Below are 20,226 nucleotides of genomic sequence, written 5' to 3' on the forward strand. Positions count from 1 at the left end.
ATCGAGAAATATGGAGATGCCCTGCTGAAACTTGATTTATAAATAGTAAAAAGGCGCTTATTATTAGTCAATAACACTAGCAATAAGCGCCTTTTTGTTACGAAGTAAAAATTATTGCGCTGACATCTGTTTGATAAGTGCCGCTTCTAGCGCATTTGAATCTAACGCCCCTTCCCTAACCCATACTTGAACGCCATTGGCGGATACTGACGTTGTTAACGGGTCACCGGCAACCAATTCACGTGTTTCACCAGACAATTGTTCAGACCATGTGCCAGCTTGCATATATTCATCCACACTGAAATCGGCAGGTTTATCGGCCTTATTTAGCAGTACCAACGCGGTTTGTTGTACACTATCACTTTGTAAAACACGGTAAAATGCGGCTTCATGCCCGGCTAACTCAAGGTTGAACTGCAAACCTCGTTGAAGTACTGGTGTGTTTTTACGCACATTCGCAATTTTAGCCAATTCGATGGCAATAGGATGAGACTTTGCGTTGTCTATATTGTCTTGGCCAAAGTAATTGCGGTTACCTTGGTGTTCAGACGTACCACGCATAAAGCCAATTTCTGACCCTTGGTACACCACAGGAATACCACGAACCGTAAATAACCAGTTATGGGCATTGATAAAGCCATTATCGGTAGCGTTAATACGCGCCATGTCGTGGTTGTCATAAAATGTAGTTAAATCATAAGGGTTGTTGTAAGGCCCATGGGTTAGATACAAAGTGTCGGCTAATGTAGCGAAGTCACTTTCAAGTGGCTTTTCGAACACTTTCACCATGGCTTCTTGCATTGGGAAGTCAAGCACACTTACCGCGCCATTCTTTGGAAGGGTATGCTGCGCAATAAAGTTCGCATCATATTGGAAGCTTTCTCCGAACATAAAGAAGTCGGGATGTTCTGCCCTAACCCGGTCTGACATTTCTCGCCAAAAATCATGAGGGACATGTCGAATGGTGTCGATACGAAACGCATCCGCGCCTTGTGAAATCCAATAAAGGTAACTATTGATAAGATAATCTCTTACCTTGGGGTTTTGATCATCAAGATTAGACAACTTTACTAGGTCTGGGTAATCATGAAAAAACTCATGAAGTGGATTATTTTTTGGGTCTAAGTCTTCAGGGGCTAAATTCTGGTGATCAGCAACTAACTCACCTTCCGCATTATAAATTTCACCGTACCCTGGTTGGTCAGAGGGCATGGTGAAGCTTGGCGTACCGTGGTTTGCCACAATATCAAATACCGATTTCAAACCAAAATTTTCACGCATTTGTGTGGTGTATTGCTTCACACTTAAATCATGACTTATCAAATGCTCATCAGCTTTATAAAAATTAGTTGCCCAGTAACCGTGGTAGCCCGTTTTCCCGCCATCTTTAAAAGCGCCGCCATAAGTGATTTGCTCATCACCACTAAATGATTGGTTTGGGTTTTCTAGCACTGGTGTCATCCATACAGCAGTAAACCCCATATCGCGAATATAGTCGCCGTTGTTTAGCACCCCTTTCAAATCGCCCCCCATGTACCCTACATACGCTTTTTCGCCGTTAGGGCCATTCATGGGAAGCTGCCAAGTTGGAAATTCTCCGCCTTGATTTTCATGGTTATTGCTGGGGTCGCCATCAACGAACCTATCGGTCATCACAAAATAAATTGCTTCGCTGGCAAACGGTGTGCTGGTGCCTAGAATAGTGACTTTTGTTTCAGCGTGTTTAGTAGAGCCTGTGCCGGCTTCTACACTGGACGCTGACGTACTAGCACAACCTGATATTGCACCTACACTCAATGCAACTGTGATAGCAACGGTAAGGGTTTTTACTTTATGAATCATTATGCTAGTTCCTTATCAGCGACTTCAGCTTCTACTACGTCATGTTCTTTTACAAAAAATACAGCAATGGCGCCCAATAACATTGACGCTCCAGCGACAACGATTATGTATTTAGCCTCGTTATTGAACACACTACTTAAAATCCAACCTGCAGTTAAACCAGACACTATTTGTGGTGCGGCTACCGTAAAGTTAAATATGCCCATATATACACCGGTTTTGTTGGCTGGTAACGCCCCCGCTAACATGGCGTAAGGCATGGCTAAAATAGCCGCCCATGCAATCCCTACTCCAATCATTGGGATCAGTAGCTTCACGGCCCCTAGGGGCACAGTAACTTCAGTAATTAACAAGTTTACATTCACCATGGTGAGGTCTTGGAAGAAAAGGAAGCTAACATAGCTTACGCCGCCCAAAATTAACGCCCCGGCATAAATGGTTTTTCTACCAAATTTATCAGCTAGACGAGCAAGGAATACTGAGAAGACGGCGGCGAATACCGAGTAAGCAGCAAACAATATACCCACCCAGTCACCGGCTGCGCCTTTAGCGGCTACAATAGCGTCTGGTACTTGTGCAACTGAGGCAATGTGCGCTGGATCCCACCAGATCTTGTCAACGCCCCAGATATGCTGGGTAATTGCTGGTGTGGTATATACCCACATAATAAACAGGGCAAACCATGAAAAAAATTGTACAACGGCAAGTTGTTTCATGGTTTTAGGCATGTGAACAACCAAAGAAAAGAATTCTTTCATACGCACGGTAAAGGGTGCTTTTGGCGTATTTTGTGGCTCAACGTTACTTTCAGCGCTTAGGCCTTTGTATCTATTGTACTCTTCTGGTGAGTACTCTTTGGTGCGAAACACCGTCCAAATTACCGTACCAAGCAATACCGTAGCACCAATATAGAAAGCCCAAATAACAGAAGGCGCGACTTCGCCCATTTGTGCAGTATTTTCAAGACCAACCACGTTAGTTAATACGAATGGCAATATTGAACCAATAACGGCCCCAATATTGATAAGCAACGATTGGATAGAGTACCCAATGTTACGCTGCGACGGTGGCACCATATCAGACACTAAAGAACGGAAAGGCTGGAAGCACACATTAAAAGATGCATCCATTAGCGCGACCATCAGCGCCCCCATTAGCATTGGCGCTAGAAAGGCCACAAATAAAGGCGCATTAGGTAATAAAATCATACCTAGCACTGCAGCTACAGCACCGGCAAGAATAAAAGGTCGTCTTCGACCTAAACGGTTCCAGGTTCTATCAGACGCTGAGCCAACAATAGGTTGTACAATCAACCCCATAATTGGCGCTACAAGCCAGAAGAGTGATAACGAATGAAGGTCTGCCCCTAGGTCGGAAAGAATTCGGCTTACGTTGGCATTTTGCAGCGCAAAACCAAATTGTACACCAAGAAAGCCAAAACTGACGTTCCATATTTGCCAGAAAGAAAGGCGAGGTTGAGTTGCTTGCATATTTTGCTCTATTTATTGTTTTACTATGATAATTCGCATTAATGCGCAATATAAACGGTTGCGGACATTGCCGGTAAAGATATGGTATCAGTGGTTTTGTATGACTTACCATCGCTTACACGCGTTAACGTTTTGTGTGAAGACAACATTTCGTCATAGGTAGTCAGCGGTATATCCACAGGCTCTTTATTTAAGATAACCATAATTTTGTCGCCTCGCGTTTCATTTGGCGTTGGCGCGTTAACCTTGCTATTTTTCTTGCCTTCGGGTGTAGAAATAGGCTCACGGAAAAACGTATAAACACCATCAGTTGGGGCGTAATGTTTAAGGGAGCCTTCAAATTGTAATGGGTGCGTTTTTCGCAGTTGAAGAAGTTGTTTGATCCGTTGCTGAGCCCAACGTTCATCGGTAGTTAACCCTTCGCCAGTAAATGCATTTTTCTTACTATCAGAAGGCCAACCGCCTGGAAAGTCAGAACGAATAATGCCGTGGTCCTCACTGCCCTCGTTTTGCATGAGTATTTCGGTGCCGTAAAACACCTGAGGTATCCCACGAGTCGTAAGCAGTAACGACATCGCCATATTCCACTTTTCTACATCATGACCAAGTTGTGTATAAATTCGACTCATGTCATGGTTGTCAGGAAAGATAACCAAGTTGTTCGGATCGCCGTAAAGAAAATCAGTGGCGAGTGTCTCATATATACTGATAAATCCCGAGTTCCAACTTTCTTCGTTAGTCAGCGCCTTAATGACTGCCGCTTGTAGTGGAAAATCCATGACGGAAGGCAACGCGCTATCGTAGTCATCATGTCTCTTACTTCCTGCTTGCCAATAAGCTGTTATAGCAGGGTTAACTGACCATTCTTCTCCTACTATATTGAGATTCGGGTACTCGCTGATTAGACGGTTCGTCCAATCGCTTAAAAAAGCTTTATCGGGGTACGAATACGTATCTACTCGAATCCCACTTAAATTAGCACTTTCAACCCACCAAATGGCATTTTGGATAAGATAGTTTGCAAGGTGAGGATTGCGTTGATTTAAATCTGGCATGGTAGGCACAAACCAACCATCGCTAAACCCTTTGATATCACTTTTTATCGCATGAGGGTCGTGAAGTGATTCACGTTTATGCGTAGTACCAATAAACTTACTATTGTTGTTTATCCAGTCATTTGAAGGGGTATCTTCCATCCATTTGTGATTGCTACCTATATGGTTGAGAACCATATCCATGATAACACCAATACCCCTTTTATTTGCTGCGCGACTTAACATCAAGAAGTCTTCGTTAGTACCATAGCGAGGGTCAATTTGGTAATAGTCTGTAGTCGAATAACCATGATAGCTATATGTATCCATAGCGTTTTCAAGCAGCGGCATGGACCACAGTTGGGTAAAGCCTAACGCTTCTATGTAATCAAGATGCTGAATAATACCTTCAATGTCACCGCCATGCCGACCGCCTTTTAACGAGCGATCCGCCTTATCAATAAATCCCTCAACATCGTCGTTGTCTTTGTCGCCATTAACAAACCTGTCTGGAGCAATCAAGTAGATAGCATCTCGCGGACCAAAACCTTTTCGTAACGCTGAACCATCCCTTCTCTTTTGCAACGAATAACTAATGTCGCGTGTAGAGCCATCAGTATCGACAAATCGGAGTTTGACATCTCCAGCTTTTGCTTTTGAAGTATCTAATGTAACGAACAAGTAGTTCGCGCTTTCAAGTGCATGCTTTTCTCGAAGCACAACGTCACTATTAACAATGGTAACGGTATCATCAGCTATATCGTCGCCATAGATCATCAGTTCAACGTTACTATCATGCATACCTACCCACCAGTTAGGTGGGTAAACGTCAATACTACTTTCTTGTGATGAATAACAGTTAAATACGGGAAGTGTTAAAGCAGATGTAAAAAGTGCCATTAGAACACTTTTTCGCTTTGAAATGCCTATTGGACGAACGGCCTTATTTACGCGGTTTAAATTGAACACATCAACCCCATGTTAAAATTACGTTAAGTGAAAGACAGAATTCAGATACTAACCTGCGCTTTGATTGGAACCAATGTTATGCATACGTATTCACGAATCGGCATGTAAGAATCCATGCGAATTAACATAAATAGAAGGTTTTGATTCTGCAATCGAAGCAAAATTCACACAAATAGTTAAAATGCGAATACTCTTGTTTCTAATCCGTTTAATGAAAGTGTCGCTGTGTAATTCGAACCACTGAGATTAAATGTTATTCCCTTATGAGTAAGTAAAGGCTCAAGAGTGAGTTCAGTGGTATTTTTTTGCAGTGACGAAATAGGAATGGTTAACGTTATAGGGCCAGTAGATTCTGTACTAAAGTTAGCAATAACAACTATACCATGCTCATTTTTTTCTCTCATAAAAGCAAATTGCATTTCCGTGTATGCTGTGCCGTCTGCGGCGAGATTCAATGCATGTAGGCTTTCATATTTTCCGGTTACAGCAGGATTAGTAGCAACAATACCCATAGTCTCTTTATAGAAATTGTGTAATGCTTTTTCTTCGCTTGAAGACTGGCCTGCGTCAAACTTGCCACCATTCATAAACCGCTGATGTGCGGGCACACCAATATAGTCAAAGATTGAAGTACGACTAGGGTCTCCAAACCCCGCTTCTTCACTACCGTCCTCACCTAAATCCTGACCAAAATACAAGAGGATTGGTGAAGCACTTATCAGTGCGCTAACGGCGAGCGCAGGTTTACCTTTTTCTGCACCTCCAGCAAATTCTGGACTAGCGATACGTTGTTCGTCGTGGTTCTCAAGAAAGTGCAGCATATGAGTCGAAATATCGCTAACTTCATCGTGCACACTTACCAACTCACTTACCTTACCCTCTCCTTTCATTATCGTTTTCAAGGTGTCATAAAAGCCCACTTTATCGTAGAGATAATCCATCTTACCTAGCTGAATGTAGTCTCTGTATTTATCGGGTTGATAAACTTCCGCTAGCAAAAACGCATCAGGGTTTCTCTGTTTAATGGCACTGTTTAAAAATGACCAGAATGCTACGGGCACCATTTCAGCCATGTCGAACCGAAAACCATCAACGCCTTTATCTAGCCAGTAGATGGCAATGTCTCTAAATTTGTACCAAGAGTCTGGTAATGATTTGTCAGCCCAAAAAGCAGCATGCTCTTGCACAGACTTATCTCGATACGCTTCTGGTAACTCAGGAAAGTCATGGGTTCCGTCGGGTCTTACACCGTAATTTATTTTAACGGTTTCGTACCAATCATTAATATCAGGCTGTGATGCTCGACTGCCATTGCCCGTCCATTTAGCCGGAAATTCATCAAACTTTCCGTCAACCAATTGATGCTGATTTTTTTCAGTAGCTTTGCCGCCTAAAACGGTATCTGCAACGCCCTCTGGCAATACGAAAGGTGTATTGGGTATGTAATAGAAATTATTGTCTCGAGCATACTCTTGCGATTTATCATCGTTAGCACCGAAGTTATCATGGCGTGGCGAAAAAGATTGATAACGGCGTGCAACATGATTAGGCACTATATCGATAACCACTTTCATACCGTGCTGATGAGTGCGCTGGATAAGCGCTTCAAATTCATGTAATCGATTTGCAGGGTTGTCTGCTAAATCAGGATTAACATTGTAATAATCTTTAACTGCATAAGGCGAACCTGCACGTCCTTTAATTACATCGGGATCATCGTCATCAATACCGTATTCTAAGTAGCTAGTGGCGAGGGCATGATGGGGTACACCGGTATACCAAATATGTGTAGTACCTAAGGCTTTTATGCTTTGAAGGGCTTGCGGTGTGAAATCACTAAATTTCCCCACACCATTTTCTTCGATGGTGCCCCAAGGTTTATTAGTTGTATTGGTATTCCCGAACAATCGAGTAAAGACCTGATATACCACGGGCTTGCCAGAATTAGGGGGAATTTGTGTTCGTGGGTGATTCGCGTTCTCATTTTCCATGAGATCGGCTCCTGACTGTGAGTAAGCGATGCATGATAAGAGGCCAAGTGATAAAGCCACTACTGTCAGTTTCTTAACCGCCGAGCTTTTGTTTACGCTTTTTATAGGAGTGTGTGCCGCGTTTTCTGCTGCACATTTCACCGTGTGGAGGTGATTTGTCTTTTTGATATCTAACACTACAAGCATACCTTTGCATTGAATTGCCAATAGCATACTCGTTAAGGGAATGTTAAAACAATTCCATACGTATTCAGTAATAAATTAGTACGATGTGATTGCTTTCTTCCGTTTCCCTTGTTCTTCGATTTGTCCTTTAATCTATTAGTAGTTTTTAAATAAGAGAAGTGCGTAATACAACACTGATACTATGCCGCTTTACTGGCTGTAAACTCTTCCTCTACTTTCATGCTGGCGCCAAACATATTTTCAGTTAAGCTGCCCGCCAGGTCATTTTTAATTCGTAATAAAAAGCTACGCAGCGCCGGAGTTAATTCACTCTCAATAGATTTGGGCTTGATACGATACACCGCACGTAAGCCATTGTAGTCAATCGGATCGCCCAAACGTTCAAAATTAAACCCGAACATTTTTAATCTGCGAGCCAATTTAGGTTCCATCAATACATAGGCATATTCCATTTCCTGTTCAACGCAAATACTCAGAGCGATGAAGTAGAGCGCCAAAGATAAATAAGGTATGTGTTCCAGTAGAACGCTTTCTGCTTTACTCACCTTTTGTTTACCAGAAGGTTTGAACGGCGCTTTAGCTTTAAGCTGTCTAACTCTAAACGATTTAGGAATGGCTAGACGAGAGATTTCGCAGATTGAAGTTCTACCCAATTGAGCGGGCACTAACGCTTTGTCTTCAATGGCGTGAATACATTTTTCTTCCAACGGCAGGGCTTGATTGCGAATAGCAGGCATAATGATACGAATCGTACCTGCACAATCTCCTGTCGGTAGATGTTTGATGTAACAATTGACAGAATAGTCATCATATCTATCAATTTCTAATCCTGTAGAGCGCTCTTTTTCGAAGTTCATTTCTTCACAATAAACTTCGTGCCTTGTGCTGAAACATGTCTCTCGGTCTTCGTTATTTTGTGCGACCACAAGTGAGTAACGACTAAAGAAAAAACTTGATAGTTCATCCATCTGTTTTTTCTTTCTTTTGTTTCTCAATTTCTTCAAATTAGCAGAAATATGGCTATGAATTGTTTTTAATTTACTTAGCGAAGTAGCGACACGTTTTTTCAATTTTTGGTCCTCTATAGATTTAGCAGGCCCAGTTTGAAAAGCATGACAAAAGCTCACCTTGCGCTCACGCACAATTTCACTCTCGAATACAACGATTCAAACCGATTTATAGTTTTGATTGATTATTATTATCCCGGCTCTCACGTATGAGGCTATTACCTGAGATATACTCTGATTTTGCTAAGCGATCGTAAAGTACCACGTTAGCGGTAGCAGCTAGATTCATGCACGAATAGGTAGGTATGTAGACAACATGGTCACACCACTCAAGCACGCTTTTATCTAAACTGCCATCTTCTGGTCCGAAAATGTACATTGCGTTTTCGGGATGTTTAAATTCTGGTAAAGGTAACGCGCCTTCTACTAGCTCTATGGCTACTACACTTGCATTCTCGGGCACGACCTCTTTTAAATCATCAACGCCGATAGTAGGGATCTTTTTATGGAAAGCCTTCGTATCAGCATTAAAGTTCTTCGCAATACGGTATCGGTATCCGGTGTAAAACACGCTTGAAACACCGTAACAACCTGCTGCTCGTAAGATAGAGGCAACATTCACGGGATTTTTAGGGTTTACTAACCCAATGCTTACTGTTTGCTTTGATAGCGAAAGGGAACTCACACGACCTCTTCTTATTATTTATTATTTTGTTATTTTGTTGCGCAATCGTTTTTCAGCACTGCCATCTTATCTATTGCAGCTTTACGCCATTCTAATTTATTAGTTACTTCGGTATTGAGCGTTATTCTTATACTTTAGTTTAGTTGCGCGACGGTTTTATTACTCTGTGCAGTCTGCAATTCTTTTTGCCAATTCGATATAGCACGTCTTGCCATCCGCCTTCCCTGCCCGTAGCCACGTAATAGTTTCTTTTTATCCATTGTTAAACGTTTAACGCAGAACGCCTCATCAGGCGCAATGACAGTAATTTTGCAATCAGACGGCGGATTTAAGAGAAAATTCAATGTTTCGTTATAAATATTTGATCTTTTCGTCATCTTATCTAGTAAGGCGGGTTGAGCGCCATACATTTTTTCTAAAAGCCACGCTGTTTTTACTGCCGGCTTCGTGAAGCCCTTAGGTTGAGATAGCACTACCGTTATATCACGTGCCCCCATCTCATAAGCTTTTATTGCCGGTATAGCATCAGCCACTCCGCCGTCAACATAGCGGTTGCCATCTATTATGGGTTGTTCTCTAAACGCTGTTGGAATGGCACAGGATGCTACCATCAACGCATCAACATTTTCTTCCGTAGCTTGTATGTATTCACATTCACCCGACTCAACATTAGTGATCCCAACATACAGTGGCATTGCTGTTTTTTCACCTGGTGCAGGTATGCCCAACGACTTTTTAGAGTGATGCCATAACCAATGAACATCAGTCATATGCCCACCTTTAATAAAACGTATTGGGCTGAAAAACTCTCGTTTAGTGGCATGCTGCGTGATAATGGTCTTACTAAGGCCTGGCATTCTAGCTACGTATGTTGAGAGGTTTGTTGCCCCAGCCGACACTCCTATCGCGAAATCAAACGGATAGTAATTTTCCTCCATAAACTTATCCAATACGCCAGCTGCAAATACGCCACGCATCGCCCCACCTTCTACCACTAAAGCTGATTTCATTGTCTGAATCTCCGTTATAGCAATATATAAAATTACTACTTAATTAAATCCTTCTATTAGAGCACCCTTAGCCATCTAAAAGCTCAGGAAAAACAATGTTGTTCAGCAATGCCTATTATTAACCACACCTATTGCTGAAGCGCCAATGTGCATAAACATGCACTTTTGCTAAGTTGCAATTGTGTGTAGCGTTCATCTACTACATAGGTTGAACAAAGCAAAGTATGTTCCAATAGTGCGAATTTTTAATTTTGCCGTAATCGGGTGAGAAAGATGCAAGAGAAAAACTGATTGGCTTAATGGAAAAAACTGTTTAAAGAATAAAAAAGCCGTGAAAATCCACGGCTTTAGTTTTTTGATTCAACGCTAATAGTTATTTTGCGCTCACGGTGAGTGTAGGCGACTCTCCATTAGGACCAGACACTTTAAATTCGTAAAGCCCAGCATCAGTGACGTCAATAACAAGATTGTTGTTGCTAAATGACAACACTTTTGGCTGACCCGGCGTTACTAGGTTAGATGCCGCATCGTTTGGGTTACCTAAATTAACAGTATTCCAATCTTCTGATGCCACCTTGAACTCCGCACTTCCTATGCTGAGTTCAATATCTACCGTGTACTCACCCTCACCTTGGTAGGTAAATAGGTCAGTAGTTCCCCACCCGTTCATACCACCGCGAATGTACACTTCTGTATCACCGAAATAGGCTTCTTTATACACACCTATGGTGGGATTGTTTTCGTCATTTACATCAAAAACAAATACATAACGGTCAGCTTCTTCAATAGTCAAAAGCAGATTATCGTTTGTTCTTGCCAAAGCAGTCGTTTGACCTACGTTAACATTCTTATCTGCATCATCAGCACTCAATGCGCCAAAATTAACCGTATCCCAATCTTCAGAAGCGACTTTGAATTCATAACTGCCTGGGTCTATATCCATTGTCACTATATAGATACGCCCCCCTTGATACACAAGTTCGTCATTAGTGCCCCAATCGTTCACTGCACCTCGAATAAACACAGGTGTGCCAACATAGGGCTCTTCGTTAACAATAGTGAGTACTGGGGACTCTGAATCCGAGGCGTTTATGGTAAACAGATACGTAGCACCAATAGCCGGAGTGAATGATAAATTATTATTAGTTCTAGCCAAGATTTTAGGCTCACTTTCTACAAACGCAGCATCATCTCCGTCTGCGGCACCAAAATTAACCGTTTCCCAATCCTCTGAGGCAAACTTAAAGCCATAAGTGATTCCCGCTTCCAAGGCAACAGCAACTTCATAAATGCCATCCCCTTTATAAATAAATGGATTATCAGTCGTCCAACCGTTCATATCGCCGCGAAGGTAAGGCGTAGTTTCACCATAAGGCACAACATCCGGGGCACCAGAAGTTGCGTAGGCCGACAAACCGTAACCTTGTGCGCCAGATTGCGGCTTCACAAATACGGCAATGGTCAGTGCTGGAACCGTGAATATACCATTCCCGTCTTCAGCTTCGTTAAACGTAGCGCCTCGCACAGTTTCATCACTTGATTTCATTTGCGTCGCATGTAATGAAAACCCGGTTGCGGTATTGATGCTTATAGATTGCGTTTCGTACCCCGTATTCACAAGTACAACGATGGCATCATTTTGCATATCGAGGTCGGTACGTAGCGTTTCAGCATCAGCCGTAACACCATCATCAATACTCATGGCTATTAAGCCTTTTTGCTGGTTTGAACCGATATTATGAAAGCCAATACGGTCAATGATGTCCTCTGCGGTAGTTAAACGAAATAACGGACTTTCCATACGAATGGCAAGCAACTCGTTAAATACATCCGACGCGAGCAATATATCAGTCATCGTTGCTGCTCGTTCTGGGCTATAAATAAATTCACCCATTTCTTCCCAGCGAACTTCATTGTCTTGTGCTAACGGTAAACCCACATTCCAGTTGTTGGTTTCATAGGTAAAATCAACGAAGTTGAACCAGTCACCTGCATCATAGGTGTTTCTGTCCATAGACTTAGAGCGCAGTAAATCGCCCCCCATTTGCAAGAATGGAATACCTTGAGACACCAGTGGAATACCGATAGCGACATTCTGTGCACGTACGCGCTCACTCAACGAAATATCCATTGGCAAGGTGTAGTTCAGTTGATCCCATAAGGTTTCATTATCATGTTTAGACACATAGTTAATAATGTCGGCAGGATCGAGTGCGTAACCACCTAGGTTACTGGTATTGCTGGCCACACCAGCCGAGGTTTCAAGCACATAGTCTTGTAGGGTGCCTACCATGCTCATCTTCACTTTATCTTGATCGCTCAATAGCGCGTCAGAATCAGGTGAAAAGATATTCCCTTGGCGAATAGCTTCACGAATTCTATCGTTGTACGTGCCTATTTGCGTACCGGCCATATTTAGCTGGTTCGCTTGCTCATAACCTCTGTCAATGCGCGTCCAGCCTTCGCCGTAGAAGTAATTGTCTTCATCTAATGCTTGTACGCTGTTGCGCAATTGCAACATGGTTTCTTTAGAAGCTTGGCTCATAATGTCGAAACGAAAAGCGTCGTATTTGTAATGCTCGGTCCACATAAGTAGTGAATCTTGCATCAATTTTTCCATCATGACGTTGCGCGGTTCAGTGTCGTCACAGCAGGTTTCGCGAACAATATCACCCGTGTCTGTTTCATATCGATGGAAATAGCCAGGGACTACTTTGTCCAGTACAGATTTAGCAAACACGCCAGAGGCATTGGTATGATTAAATACCACATCTAAAGCAACTCGAAGGCCCATTTCATGCAGCGCTTGAATCATGGCCCGCATTTCAACTATACGTTCTACCCCCTCGGCGCTTGACGCATAGCTACCTTCAGGAGCGTTAAAATGATGTGGATCATAACCCCAATTAAAACCATCAATGGCACGCATATCACTTGTAAGCTGTTGAGCTTTCGCTGCTTCAGCTAGTGGGTCGTAGCTGTTGTATACATCAATAAGTTGTGTGGCACTGTTTTCTTCCTCACAAACTGCAGCTTCGGTATTTAGACGACACAAGTCCGCAACCGTATCAAATAAACCAACCGTTTTAGTCGGGTCCTCATCAATAGTGGCAATATCGTTCGCTGGCAGTACATGAAAGTAATTTAGCCCCGCTTCAACCAGTTTTTGTAGGTGTAAAACAGGTGCCGTGTTTTGCTCAGTAAATGCCATGTACTTGCCACGATTTGCTTCGCTTGTAGACATATCGCGAATACTGAAGTCTCGTACATGACCTTCATAAATAACGGCATCCTCAGGGTTTTCCAACGTAGGAATGACCTGCGTATCCCACCCCTCTGGTTTTAAATCGTCATCAGCTAAGTTAACAAAGCGAGAAAAGCGGCCATTGGTGCTAAGGCTTACCGAATAAGGGTCAGTAACTTCAAGTTTTTCTACCGCCCCCGTTTGCGGATGAAAAACCGTCACTTCATAGCGGTAAAGCTGTCTATCTAACGACATGTCTCCTTCAAATTGCCAAATACCTGTAACGGTGTCGCGTGTCATGCTATAGCGATTAGCGAGGGTTTTGTTATCGTTGAAGGTCAGCAAATCTACATTTTGAGCCGTGGGTGCCCATACCGCCACCGCAATACCCGTGTCAGAATATACGGCCCCTAAACTTGCTTCATTTGCATCTTCATCACCCGCCGTATAAATAGCATCAATAACCTTTGCGTTTTGTAAGCCTGTTGCTGCTATTAAAACGCCATCACTGTCATACCCACCTACTACGGCTTGAGTGGTTAAGACCGTTTTTGCATCCTCTAGGCTCCAGTCACCTTCCCACGCCTGAAGACCCGCTAGGTTTTCTGCTTTAGCAGTTTGGCTATCGTCTAACGTGGCAGGCATTAACGCTACTGACGTGCCGTTAATTCCACTTTCCAATGAACTTTCTAAGTCAGCATTCGGTGAATAGTGAAGCTTCACGGTAGATACGGTATCAGCCACATCCCACAATATCGTATTCGCATCTAACCAATGTGCGCCAAACCCCACTATATCCACTGGCTGTGGCCCAAGTGACATAATTGGGTATTCAAATAAAGTGGGCTCTCCCGATAAGGTAAAGTTCATTCGCACGTAAGTATCATCATCTTGAACTAGCGAAGCTTGGAAGTCAGAACCACCCAGCTCTTTGCCTGCATCGTCAGTGCCTAAGTGAATGATAAAATTGTGGCAATCATCAAAATCATTTTTTAAATCTAAAACCCAATACGCGCCATAATTAGGATCGATCCCCGTATGTTGACGTCCGTTGGCCCAATCAGTATCTGAATCGGCATATGCGTCACATTCATCGTTGTTCCAGGTATGCAAACGCCAGCCTTCGTACACGGGATCGTTTGTGGAATTATCAGCATCAACTGCCGCGCGGTTGTAGTATAAAACCGCTTGATTATCTGCAGGGAAAAATACCGGTAGTGGCAAACTTGGATCGGCGCCAACCACACACGCATCATTAGTTTCATTTGGTACCGTAGGTGCATCACACTGAATAGGCGGGGGTGCGACACACGCGCTGCCGTCTGCATTAGGTACGTTTGGTACATTACAAGTCAGTAAATTGTTAGAGCCAGATTCAACACCTGAGCCCCCGCAACCTACTACAAGAAGCGCCGTTAGAATAAGTGCTGCAATACGCCATACATTCAGCATTGGCGTTGATAAGGGTTTCGTTAACATGGATAACTCCAAATTTTTCTTTTTCATAAACGCAGTATTGGCATTGATTGCCTTAGGATTCAGCTTTTGGGAGAGAGGTAAAATACTCATAATTGGTATGTCATCCCTAAGTAATACTGCGTACCGAAAAACTGAATGGTGCCGGTTTGTTCAGAAGAGGTGAAATAGCTTTTGGTAGGTTCGTCGGTAACGTTGTTAACTTGAAACAAAACGCTCCAATTATCGTTAATTTCATAGGATGCTTGGTAATCAACAACCAGTTCAGAATCAAAATTAACGGTTTGATCGTTCACCGCCACTTGTTCAGAAACGAAGAAATCTCGATAACGCCCAGATAAGCGAGTTTCAAACCCTTCGTATTCCCAAAATAGCGTTACCGTGGCGACATTTTCGGATAAGCCAGGCAAGCTATCCGAATACACCGAACTACTCAGCGTACGTTGAATTTCACTTTCCGTGTAAGAGTAACTAGCCGTAACCCCTAAGCCAGACCAGAAATCCGGCAACTTGCTATAAATTTCAGTGTAGGCAATTTCAACACCTCGAATATAGCCGCCTTCAGCGTTATTTACTGCCGTACTATAGCTCCCATTTTCTGTAGGAACCGTAACAAAGATAGGGTTGCCGTCGGCATCCCGAGACAACTCAGCCTCTTGACCCACAAACTCAGGCTCAAGATAGACAGGTACCTGTACCGAATCTGGAACCACAATACCGTTGCCACTGAAGTCATAAGGTTCTATGTTAATTTCTTCAATGAAAGACTCTATGTCTTTGTAAAACGCTGCCAGTATCAATGCCCCTTCGGTATCCTCAAAATAGTATTCCCATGAAATATCATATTGGGTGGCATAAAAAGGCTCTAGGTAAGGGCTATTTGTTGCGTTCCCGTTTACCTTGGCGGTAGGTTGCGACAACGTAACCTCCCCCGAGTCTCTATCCTGCACAGCAGTCACCGTTTCAACGGTGGTAGAAGCATTTGCTGCAAACCTATTGATAGGCGCACGGCCCATCACTTTTGCTGCAGCGACTCTTAGTTGGGTATTATCTGTAAGCGCAAAATTTAGATTAATAGACGGCAACACATCGTCGTATTCGTGAGTAAGCGTTGTGAAGCGATAAAAATTGTTAATTAAGCCGGCATCGTCGGTAATATTTTGTGCGCCCGCGGTGGGATCACTCACCTCTATTGTGACACCCGTTTCTGGGTCGGTAATTAACGACGTAGCACGCTGGTATGTAGTAGAGCTTTGTTTGGTTTTTACATACCGGACACCCACGTTACCCGTTACTGGCATTCCCGCTATCTCAGTGCTTAGACCCGCCATCACATAAGCAGAGTTTACCGTTTCAAACACCTGACCACTTTCTTGCATAGTCCAAGAGGTAGACGGCCCTGTACCTGGACCATTAATCACGCCAGCAGCCCCTGGCCCCCAAGTTTGAACCGGTTGAGGATAGCCGCTTGGAAACCATGCGTTAAGCGCACTGTTTAAGTCTACCGACAAATAGCTTGGGAAATAGCTAAAATCGCCAGCCCAATCGACTTGCTCCACCATGTCATTTGTTAACCTCAGCGGTGGCTCACTTACTGAAAATGCACTGTCATTGCCGTATTCAAATACTGAACGATCGTTGCTGTACTCTCTATCAGAATAGCGATAGCCAAACTCCAAGCCAGTCACGATAGGCATGTCGATAAAGTATTGGAAATCGACCTTGTAAGCATCAAGCTCATCTTTGTTTACAAACGGATAAATACCGTACTTACTGACCATCACCCTATCAATATCGGAAAACGCATCTGCTTGATTAAAGGCTAAATCAGGAAGATTATTACCATTCAACAAATACGAAATTTGAACGTTCTCATCAAACACAGGGCTGATGGCGTTGGCATCTTCACTGACTAACGACCATAGCAAGCCATTACGGAAATCACTTTTCGCGGTGGAACGAGACACATCAAATTGCACCGACAAGTCAGCACTAATTTCCCAATCTGCGTTAATACCAAAGTTTTCAACGCTATCGAAATCCTGGTTGTCGTCGTTAACTAGTTCAACCCGAGTAAAGCTGTTGTCTGTTCGAGAAAAAGTGCCACCAATCACACTATTATTCACAATGACAGGGTTCGTGATGCCTGCCGTTATACCGCCTAATTTTACTCGATACCCACGGGCAAATTCTTCTGAATCGAATTTAGAAATAAATGCATCGGCTTTTAAGGTGAAATTTTCCAGTGGTGCCCATTCTATGGCTGCAACGTACCCATCACGAGTTTGCTCACCACCCTTGTGTTGCATTTCAAAGCCTTCTGAAATGAGCTCACACTCTGGGCAGTCTGTGCCTGCTCTGTCGATGTCACCTTCAATACCATCTACATCAACAGCCCCGTTATATGCTAAGCCCACAAATTGGGTAGATACACTAGGTTGGAATAAACGTGCATAACCAAGAGATAAACCTACGGTGTCGTCCATGAACTTCCCTTGATAGGAAAAACTCAATCGATGGCCGTATTCACTGGCATCAGATATCTCATTGGCTCGATCGTTATACATACCCCGCATATTGGCACTAAACTTATGCTGCTCTTCCATGGCTAATGGGCTTGCTGTTTTCAGTTCTACCGTTCCCGCAATCCCCCCTTCAATGAGCGATGCTTTAGGCGATTTGTATACACTGGCTTCGGTGATCAATTCTGATGGGTACTGGTCGAACTCAATGGCTCGGCTTCCACTCGTAGACACTTGCTCACGACCATTGAGTGTAGAGAACACAAAGTCACCGGCTAAACCACGAATGTTAATCTCAGCCGCTTGTCCCCCTGTTCGAACAGCTGATATACCCGGCAATCGGGTAAGGGCATCTGCCATAGATACATCAGGCAAACCGCCCAAATCATCCGCTGAAATTTGTTCTGACACTGTGTCAGAAAAACGTTTCTGGTTGAGTGATTGAATGAGGCTAGTACTAAACCCCCTCACCTCTATACGTTCGAGCGTGTCCTCAGATATGTCATCAGCAGCTGGTTGACCGCGCGATTGCTCAATTGAAGTTTCGTTACCGACTTCATCAATGGTGTCTTCCGACGTTTGCTGTGCGTAAATTGGCAGGGAAAATGCCAACCCACTACTGACTAACGCCACCATGATAGGCTTAAGTTTGAATGTTCTCATTGGTGCCCCGTTCCTTATTTTTTATCAACGGTTCGGGAATACCACACCCAAACTCGTCACTTATGGTTCTGCCACAAATAGTATCGGGTTGTATAAAAAGAGAGCAACACTATGCATACGTATTCATTTACATTAAATTTACACAGCAATACATATTAGCAACACCTGACTTAACGGGGTGTGTAAATTATTGAATTTAAATGAGGAATAGACCCTCAAGGAAAGCTTGAGGGGTACATAGAATGGTTAGGTGTTAATAAATGTTAATTTTTCAGCCGTGCTGCACACCAACGCTCAGTGAGGCGAACCGAACACAAAGTATGTTGAGGCAAAGCTAAATACGATGAAATAAATAGCACATAGGCCCGCAACACACCTGCAATAAAAATCCAAATCAATTAAAAGCTCACAGACGTTTTATTTGCACTATCAATCATAGATTGAATGTACGCATCATGTGTTGGTAACGATGCTATTGGTTCCCGTTTAATCTTATATAAGGACGCTAACATAGCTTGCGTTTTTTCATCAGAAAAGCTATTCGTTAACCCATGATAATCTTCAGGGACTAGCCCTTGCCCATACATAACTTGTAGCCAAGAACTTTCTAAAAATAAGTCACTCTGCTCGCGCACTAAATTGCCATTTTGTTTAAACAGCGCCATTTTGTGCACCAACGAGTCTGGTAATGTTAAGTGGCGCATATCTCGCCAGAAATCACTGTCTTCGCGTTCATTTAAACAATAATGCAATACTAGGAAATCTCGTATTTGCTCAAATTCTACTTTTGATTGTGCGTTGTATTCGGCAACAGCACTATCTGAAATACCTTGGTGTGGAAATAGTTTAATTAACCTTACGATGGCTGATTGAATCAGGTGAATACTTGTAGATTCCAAAGGCTCTAAGAATCCACTAGAGAGGCCTACCGCAACCACATTTTTATACCACTGCTGTCTACGACGACCGGTAGTAAATTTAATGAGTTTAGGATCGCCTAATGGTTTGGTATCTAAGTTAGCCATTAGCGTATCGTGGGCTTGGTTATCACTAATATAACGTGAACTATAAACGTGACCATTGCCATTACGATGTTGCAATGGAATACGCCACTGCCAGCCCGCATCGTGGGCGATAGAACGGGTAAAAGGTGCAGTATTTTCGTGGCGTTCAGAAGGCACTGCGATAGCCGAATCGCAAGGCAACAAATGAGACCAATCATCATAACCGGCCCCCAGGGTTTCGTTAATCAACAACCCTCGAAAACCAGTGCAGTCGATAAACAAGTCGCCATCAATGGCGTGGCCATTTTCGAGATGCAATGCTTTTACATTGCCACTGAGTTTGTGCCTTGATACATGACTGATTTTACCTTCAACCCTTCTAACCCCCATTCCTTCACTGAGTTTACGGAGATATTGTGCATAGAGTGAGGCGTCAAAGTGGTAAGCAAAAGGAAGCTCTAAAACCGGATCTTTCGCATTAATACGTGCAAATTTACCTGCCTCTGCCGCTAAATAATTAAGATCATAATCCCATAAATCGTGTTTCAAACCCTGCTGACGCGCTTTTAGCCAAAAGTGATGAAAGTGACAAAAGGCCATGCTTTTACCTGGCGCGCCGAACGTGTGGTAGTAGTGCTGCCCTTGCTGCTTCCAGTTTTCAAATCGAATTGCTAGCTTAATGGTAGCTTTGGTATCACGAAGAAAGGTTGCCTCGTCAATACCTAGCACTTGGTTAACTAAGCGGATGGGCGGAATGGTGGCCTCGCCTACTCCAACTGTGCCGATAGCTTCAGATTCTACGAGGGTAATATTCACAGCTTCGCCAATGACTTTTTTCAGTAACGCGGCCGCTAGCCACCCTGCCGTTCCGCCCCCAGCAACAACAACACGTTTCACTGGCGTATGCTTAGCTTCTTGGTGATCCCTTGTCTGTTGATCCGTTGCTTGTTGATTCGCCTCTTTTTGATTTGCCACTGCCATATTCAACCCTTACTACTTACTTCACCACACTGTAGATGGTTTGCCTGTCTTTTTACAATAAAAAACCACCTTTTGCTTCGCCGCCGGAATTCATATTCGAGCGCTGAAACAACAAGGTGGTT

At 43.3% G+C, this 20,226-nt stretch carries 10 protein-coding genes; all 10 read right to left on the bottom strand.

Translation table 11 applies throughout. The features are described from left to right. Window positions 1-111 precede the first annotated feature (111 nt). The 10 genes from AV939_RS10555 to AV939_RS10600 all read right to left on the bottom strand — a co-directional run bounded on the left by AV939_RS10555 (window position 112) and on the right by AV939_RS10600 (window position 20,104). Window positions 112-1,842 (bottom strand): alpha-amylase family glycosyl hydrolase, encoded by a 1,731-nt coding sequence (locus AV939_RS10555; protein WP_057791647.1) that lies wholly within the window; start codon window positions 1,840-1,842, stop codon window positions 112-114. Next, a complete protein-coding gene (locus tag AV939_RS10560; protein ID WP_057791644.1) occupies window positions 1,842-3,332 on the bottom strand; it encodes an MFS transporter in 1,491 nt (496 codons plus the stop codon). Before AV939_RS10560 ends, AV939_RS10555 begins: the two co-directional genes overlap by 1 nt. 38 nt (window positions 3,333-3,370) lie before the next feature. Beyond that, a complete protein-coding gene (locus AV939_RS10565) occupies window positions 3,371-5,266 on the bottom strand; it encodes a glycoside hydrolase family 13 protein (protein WP_057791642.1) in 1,896 nt (631 codons plus the stop codon). Between the two features lie 245 nt (window positions 5,267-5,511). Then, window positions 5,512-7,326 carry an alpha-amylase family protein gene (locus AV939_RS10570; protein ID WP_231751111.1) on the bottom strand — a complete coding sequence of 605 codons (1,815 nt, stop codon included), beginning with the start codon at window positions 7,324-7,326 and terminating at the stop codon, window positions 5,512-5,514. Window positions 7,327-7,691: 365 nt separating this feature from the next. Beyond that, entirely contained in the window at window positions 7,692-8,654 is a 963-nt protein-coding gene (locus tag AV939_RS10575; RefSeq protein ID WP_231701195.1) for a PEP-CTERM/exosortase system-associated acyltransferase, read from the bottom strand. A gap of 34 nt (window positions 8,655-8,688) precedes the next feature. Then, complete coding sequence (locus tag AV939_RS10580) at window positions 8,689-9,204, bottom strand: RNA methyltransferase (protein WP_057791637.1); 516 nt, start codon at window positions 9,202-9,204, stop codon at window positions 8,689-8,691. 134 nt (window positions 9,205-9,338) lie between these two features. After that, complete coding sequence (locus AV939_RS10585) at window positions 9,339-10,214, bottom strand: patatin-like phospholipase family protein (protein WP_057791635.1); 876 nt, start codon at window positions 10,212-10,214, stop codon at window positions 9,339-9,341. Window positions 10,215-10,587: 373 nt separating this feature from the next. Then, a complete protein-coding gene (locus AV939_RS10590; RefSeq protein WP_061998194.1) occupies window positions 10,588-14,937 on the bottom strand; it encodes an alpha-1,6-glucosidase domain-containing protein in 4,350 nt (1,449 codons plus the stop codon). Window positions 14,938-15,023: 86 nt separating this feature from the next. After that, a complete protein-coding gene (locus AV939_RS10595) occupies window positions 15,024-18,119 on the bottom strand; it encodes a TonB-dependent receptor (RefSeq protein ID WP_057791633.1) in 3,096 nt (1,031 codons plus the stop codon). A gap of 398 nt (window positions 18,120-18,517) precedes the next feature. Beyond that, window positions 18,518-20,104 carry a tryptophan halogenase family protein gene (locus tag AV939_RS10600; protein ID WP_231751112.1) on the bottom strand — a complete coding sequence of 529 codons (1,587 nt, stop codon included), beginning with the start codon at window positions 20,102-20,104 and terminating at the stop codon, window positions 18,518-18,520. Between the last annotated feature and the right edge of the window lie 122 nt (window positions 20,105-20,226).

This window comes from Alteromonas sp. Mac1, from assembly GCF_001562125.1.
GTDB classification, from domain to species: Bacteria; Pseudomonadota; Gammaproteobacteria; order Enterobacterales; family Alteromonadaceae; genus Alteromonas; species Alteromonas stellipolaris.

Bases quoted from the DNA above. Each gene is read 5' to 3' on its own strand.
- AV939_RS10560 (WP_057791644.1), bottom strand. From the start codon at position 3,332: ATGCAAGCAACTCAACCTCGCCTTTCTTTCTGGCAAATATGGAACGTC.
- AV939_RS10585 (WP_057791635.1), bottom strand. From the start codon at position 10,214: ATGAAATCAGCTTTAGTGGTAGAAGGTGGGGCGATGCGTGGCGTATTT.
- AV939_RS10570 (WP_231751111.1), bottom strand. From the start codon at position 7,326: ATGGAAAATGAGAACGCGAATCACCCACGAACACAAATTCCCCCTAAT.
- AV939_RS10590 (WP_061998194.1), bottom strand. From the start codon at position 14,937: ATGTTAACGAAACCCTTATCAACGCCAATGCTGAATGTATGGCGTATT.
- AV939_RS10595 (WP_057791633.1), bottom strand. From the start codon at position 18,119: ATGAGAACATTCAAACTTAAGCCTATCATGGTGGCGTTAGTCAGTAGT.
- AV939_RS10600 (WP_231751112.1), bottom strand. From the start codon at position 20,104: ATGGCAGTGGCAAATCAAAAAGAGGCGAATCAACAAGCAACGGATCAA.
- AV939_RS10555 (WP_057791647.1), bottom strand. From the start codon at position 1,842: ATGATTCATAAAGTAAAAACCCTTACCGTTGCTATCACAGTTGCATTG.
- AV939_RS10565 (WP_057791642.1), bottom strand. From the start codon at position 5,266: ATGGCACTTTTTACATCTGCTTTAACACTTCCCGTATTTAACTGTTAT.